This is a genomic window from Yersinia sp. 2542 StPb PI (assembly GCF_048593855.1).
Lineage (GTDB): Bacteria > Pseudomonadota > Gammaproteobacteria > Enterobacterales > Enterobacteriaceae > Yersinia > Yersinia enterocolitica_E.
Genome location: NZ_JAZGQA010000242.1, coordinates 1 through 5,703, shown reverse-complemented (window position 1 = coordinate 5,703; position 5,703 = coordinate 1). Strand labels below are relative to the sequence as shown.

Sequence of the window (5,703 nt, the reverse complement as noted above, 5' to 3'; positions counted from 1 at the left end):
GATTTTTAATTTTTTGGTTAACAACTACTATTAAATTGCATTAGTCACGCTACGTTAGTACTTTTAGTGACATTCCCCCTTCAATATTCTTATTTCACGCTAGAAATGAGCTGATCTGCACATTTCCTTTCCTTTATTGCATGATCACAAGGCGCGTCTCCTATCATTAAGATATCGATTCACCACGCAGCACATTAAGTAAGTCTCTAAATCAACATCTTTTATGCGTGATCTGCCGCCCAAAAAAGAAACAAAACGGCCCTCCACACTATAATTAACTTTTGATTGACATATTATTAACAATCTCAAGGAGAACTATTATGAGCCAAATACATAAACACCCTATTCCAACTGCAATTGCAGAGCATGCCCTGATAAATCCTGAACAATATCAGCAATATTATCAACAATCTGTGCAGAACCCAGATGAATTTTGGGGCGAACATGGCAAGATTATTGATTGGATTAAACCGTATAAAACAGTTAAAAACACCTCCTTTGACCCCGGTCATATCAGCATCCGCTGGTTCGAAGATGGCACACTGAATCTTGCAGCTAACTGCCTTGACCGTCACCTGGCAGAGCGTGGCGATCAAACCGCAATTATTTGGGAAGGTGATGATCCTAACCAATCAAAAACCGTCACCTATAAACAGCTTCACCACGATGTATGCCAGTTTGCTAATGTGCTGAAAAAACTGGGCATCAAGAAAGGTGATGTGGTTGCAATCTATATGCCGATGGTGCCAGAAGCCGCTGTTGCTATGCTGGCCTGCGCGCGTATTGGCGCCGTGCACTCTGTTATTTTTGGTGGATTCTCACCTGATGCCGTTGCTGGCCGAATTATCGACTCTAACTCAAAACTGGTGATTACTGCCGATGAAGGCATTCGTGCTGGTCGCGCAATTCCACTGAAAAAAAATGTCGATGAAGCCTTAAAAAATCCAGCTATCACCAGTATCAAAAATGTGGTCGTCTTCCAACGTACTGGCAATGCCAGCTATTGGAAAGACGGGAGAGATTTGTGGTGGCATGACCTGATAAAAGAAGCCTCCACCGACTGCCCGCCAGAAGAGATGAATGCCGAAGACCCACTGTTCATCCTTTATACCTCGGGTTCTACTGGCAAACCAAAAGGGGTTTTACATACCACCGGCGGTTATCTGGTTTATGCCGCGTTGACCTTTAAATACGTTTTTGATTATCACCCCGGCGATATCTACTGGTGTACCGCAGACGTTGGTTGGGTCACCGGCCACAGCTATTTGCTGTATGGCCCACTGGCTTGCGGTGCTATTACTCTGATGTTTGAAGGTGTTCCTAACTATCCAGGCGTCAATCGCTTGGGTCAGGTTATCGATAAACATCAGGTTAATATTCTGTATACCGCCCCTACCGCCATTCGTGCCTTAATGGCCGAAGGTGACAAAGCCATCGAAGGGACAAAACGCGACTCCCTACGCATTATGGGTTCAGTTGGTGAACCTATTAACCCGGAAGCATGGGAATGGTATTACAACAAGATTGGTAACAGTAAATGCCCGATTGTTGATACCTGGTGGCAAACTGAAACGGGCGGTTTCATGATAACGCCACTGCCAGGAGCCACAGAGTTAAAAGCCGGTTCAGCTACTCGCCCCTTCTTTGGGGTACAGCCAGCGTTGGTCGACAACTTAGGTAACCTGCAAGAAGGTGCAGCCGAAGGCAATCTGGTGATAACCGACTCTTGGCCGGGTCAGGCCAGAACCTTATTCGGCGATCATGACCGTTTTGAGCAGACCTACTTCTCAACCTTTAAAGGCATGTATTTCAGTGGTGATGGCGCTCGTCGTGACGAAGATGGCTACTACTGGATAACCGGCCGCGTCGATGACGTACTTAACGTTTCAGGTCACCGCCTAGGGACCGCTGAGATTGAATCCGCATTGGTTTCACACCCGAAAATTGCCGAAGCTGCCGTCGTCGGGGTCCCACACAGCATTAAAGGGCAAGCTATCTATGCCTACATCACGCTGAATCACGGTGAAGAACCGACACCAGAGCTGTATACCGAGGTGCGTAATTGGGTGCGTAAAGAGATTGGCCCAATTGCGACCCCAGATATTTTGCACTGGACTGATTCACTGCCAAAAACCCGTTCAGGCAAGATCATGCGCCGTATTCTGCGCAAAATTGCGGCTGGCGATACCAGCAACTTAGGGGATACCTCAACACTGGCCGATCCGGGCGTAGTGGACAAATTACTGGAAGAAAAACAATCAATGCAAACACCGTCGTAAATTGTGCCGCCTACCGGCGGCAAACTTAATTAATGCCTCAAAGGAGAGACTCTGATGAATGACAGCATTTATCAAGAGATTGAAAATAACCCGCGTTTCAAAGAGTTGGTGCAAAAGCGTGGCCGCTTTGCCTGGACACTGTCGCTCATTACCCTAGCGCTGTATGTCGGTTTCATTTTCCTTATTGCTTTCGAACCACAATGGCTCGGTACCCCGCTATATGCAGGCTCCAGCATTACTCGCGGCATACCCGTTGGTGTGGGGTTGATCGTTATTTCTTTTGTTCTTACCGGTATTTACGTTATTCGTGCTAATGGCGAGTTTGACCGTCTGACGGCAGAAATTCTTCGTGAGGTGAAGCAATGAAGACTCGCCATTGGTCCGTACTTTCCTTACTGACTCTGCCTGCGCTGTCACAGGCAGAAGCAATTACCGGCGAAGTTCATCGCCAGCCGCTCAATATTCAAGCGATCATTATGTTCGTATTGTTTGTTGGCGCGACATTATATATTACCTACTGGGCATCAAAGCGTACCCGTTCCCGGGGTGATTATTATACCGCTGGCGGGCGCATAACCGGTTTCCAAAATGGTTTGGCCATTGCTGGGGACTTTATGTCTGCGGCATCATTTCTGGGTATTTCCGCGCTGGTTTATACCTCTGGCTATGATGGCTTGATTTACTCCATCGGCTTTCTAATCGGCTGGCCAATCATTCTATTTTTAATTGCCGAGCGGCTGCGTAATCTGGGTCGCTATACCTTTGCTGATGTGGCTTCTTATCGCTTGAAACAAAGGCCGATAAGAACATTATCTGCCTGTGGTTCGTTAGTGGTGGTCGCTTTATATCTGATAGCTCAAATGGTCGGTGCCGGTAAGCTGATAGAGTTGTTGTTTGGCTTGAACTACCACGTAGCCGTGGTGTTGGTGGGCATCCTGATGGTACTGTACGTCTTGTTTGGCGGCATGTTAGCCACAACGTGGGTACAGATTATCAAAGCGGTGTTACTGCTGGCGGGTGCTTCATTTATGGCCATTATGGTTATGAAGTCGGTTAACTTTAACTTCAATACCTTATTCAGTGAGGCCATTAAAGTTCACCCTAAAGGCTTGGCGATCATGAGCCCTGGAGGGCTAGTCTCTGACCCAATATCAGCATTGTCGCTCGGCTTGGCATTAATGTTTGGTACCGCAGGCTTACCACACATTCTAATGCGTTTCTTTACGGTAAGTGATGCCAAAGAAGCCCGCAAGAGCGTGTTCTATGCCACTGGCTTTATCGGTTACTTCTACATATTGACCTTTATTATTGGTTTTGGCGCAATCCTGTTGGTCGGCCCGAATCCAGCCTTTAAGGATGCGGCGGGGGCACTGCTTGGCGGTAATAATATGGCAGCAGTGCATCTGGCTGATGCCGTGGGGGGTAGCTTCTTCTTAGGCTTTATCTCGGCAGTTGCTTTCGCAACTATTTTGGCGGTGGTTGCCGGTCTGACATTAGCGGGGGCATCTGCTGTTTCTCATGACCTTTACGCCAGTGTCATCAAGAAGGGTAAAGCAAATGAACGCGATGAACTGAGAGTTTCTAAAATCACAGTGGTTATTTTAGGGTTTGTGGCAATCGGCTTGGGGATTTTGTTTGAGAAGCAAAACATTGCTTTCATGGTAGGTTTGGCATTCTCCATTGCCGCCAGTTGTAACTTCCCAATCATCTTCATTTCAATGTATTGGGATAAACTGACCACGCGTGGTGCAATGATTGGTGGCTGGTTGGGGTTACTGACTGCGGTGATCCTGATGATTTTAGGCCCAACTATCTGGGTAACCATTCTAGGACACGCAAAACCAATTTATCCATATGAATACCCGGCATTATTCTCAATGATAGTGGCATTTGTCGGGATATGGTTCTTCTCCGTCACTGATAATTCAGAAGAGGGTAAGCAAGAACGTCTGCGCTTTAAAGCACAGTTTGTCCGTTCACAAACGGGGTTGGGCGCCTCTCAAAGTAGCTCTCACTGATCGTATTTGGTGGATAAAAGGCCCCTCGGGGCCTTTTTTATGGCTTCAACCAGCGGTCTAACCAAGGGAAAACCACATCTTGCTGCTCTTGGTAAAATACGTGCCCCAACGCGGGCCAGCTACGAGTGACTAAGCGTGATTCCGCATTTTGTGACCGCCAGATTGCATGCACTTTACTGTAAGCCTGCTCGACCGCATCCGATGGGAACAATTTATCTTTCCCGCCGTTAAAAAGAAGCATCGGTTTTGGTGCCGCTAAGCTGGCAATATCAGGGAAATCCAACTTATTGGCAATACCAGGGTGGAGCATGTAAAAAGCGGATTGCCCACGAAGTACATTATTACCTGGGGTCATCAAACCTTGATAGTTACCAAACCAAGAGATAGCCGCAGTGGCCGCGACCTTATCCGATAATGCAGCTAACTGCCAGGCACGATACGCTCCCATAGAAAATCCAAGAGCACCAATACGTTGGCGGTCAACTGATGGAAGTGTCGCCAGAAAATCAACCGTTCGTATATCTTCATAAGCCATCGTGCCCGCTAATGAACGGCCAAGATTAAAGAAGTTACTGGCTAAGGCCTGCTGTTGCTCATAGCTGATAGGGCCTCTATCACCCCAGCCAATAGCATCAATAGAAAGCACGACATAACCACGTTTTGCCAACTCATCGCCAATGAATTTACCGCTAAAGAATTTATCCGACCAAGCCTGCGCTGAGGCAAGCTGTGCGCTATCGCACCAAGGGCGGATCATTTTCTCTTTGCCAATATCAAATTTAGACCCATGGTCATGCAAAAGAACAATCGCCGGATGAGGGCCTTTGCTTTTCGGTGTTAATAGCAAGCCCTGGACACGGCTTTCATCTGTGATGTTTAATGCTATTTTTTCAGCAATATAGCGGCCACGATCCTGCTGATCTATTTTCTCTGCTGAAAATGCAATTGTTGAGTCAGGAGTGAGCAATGCTTGTCGGAAGATCTTTCTGGTGTCGCTTTTCCACTGTGCAAAGTCAGTGTATCTCCCTGCCAGCCATGAACTTTGATAAGTCATCTGTTTTTTTAGCTGTGGATAAAATACTGGCAGATTATTTTCAGTAATAGCTTCTTTTTGATACGTCACAGGACTGGCCTGTGCTGTTGCGGCAGTAAGTATCGCTGACAGGGCGAGCGAACAGACAAATAGACCGGCATTCATTCAAACCTCACAATCAAAACATCGTTTCAATTTTTGATTGAATGATTTTAAGGTAAAAAAGGTTATTTTCTGTGGCGAGGGTTATAAAAATGACAGAAAGCAAAAAGAAAAGGTTATTCAATGTTCAAACTGCATGTCATGCTCGAGTCGAACCTGTACACCAGACAAACAAAAAAGGCCACCCGTTAGGGTAGCCTCTTTTGCTTGT

Annotated in this window: 4 protein-coding genes; 3 read left to right on the top strand and 1 reads right to left on the bottom strand. The window is 46.7% G+C overall.

Going from position 1 to position 5,703, the window contains the following annotated elements; translation table 11 throughout:
* The first annotated feature begins 320 nt into the window (after window positions 1-320).
* The 3 genes from acs to actP are packed head-to-tail and all read left to right on the top strand — an operon-like array spanning window position 321 to window position 4,297.
* Window positions 321-2,279: an acetate--CoA ligase gene (gene acs, locus V1952_RS19650; RefSeq protein ID WP_372560002.1), complete on the top strand. Its 1,959-nt coding sequence runs from the start codon at window positions 321-323 to the stop codon at window positions 2,277-2,279.
* Window positions 2,280-2,333: 54 nt separating this feature from the next.
* Window positions 2,334-2,645: a DUF485 domain-containing protein gene (locus V1952_RS19645; protein ID WP_372560003.1), complete on the top strand. Its 312-nt coding sequence runs from the start codon at window positions 2,334-2,336 to the stop codon at window positions 2,643-2,645.
* Complete coding sequence (actP, locus tag V1952_RS19640) at window positions 2,642-4,297, top strand: cation/acetate symporter ActP (protein WP_372560004.1); 1,656 nt, start codon at window positions 2,642-2,644, stop codon at window positions 4,295-4,297. Before V1952_RS19645 ends, actP begins: the two co-directional genes overlap by 4 nt.
* A 37-nt stretch (window positions 4,298-4,334) precedes the next feature.
* On the opposite strand, the gene V1952_RS19635 is transcribed toward actP, so the two are convergent.
* Complete coding sequence (locus tag V1952_RS19635) at window positions 4,335-5,495, bottom strand: dienelactone hydrolase family protein (RefSeq protein WP_420075371.1); 1,161 nt, start codon at window positions 5,493-5,495, stop codon at window positions 4,335-4,337.
* Between the last annotated feature and the right edge of the window lie 208 nt (window positions 5,496-5,703).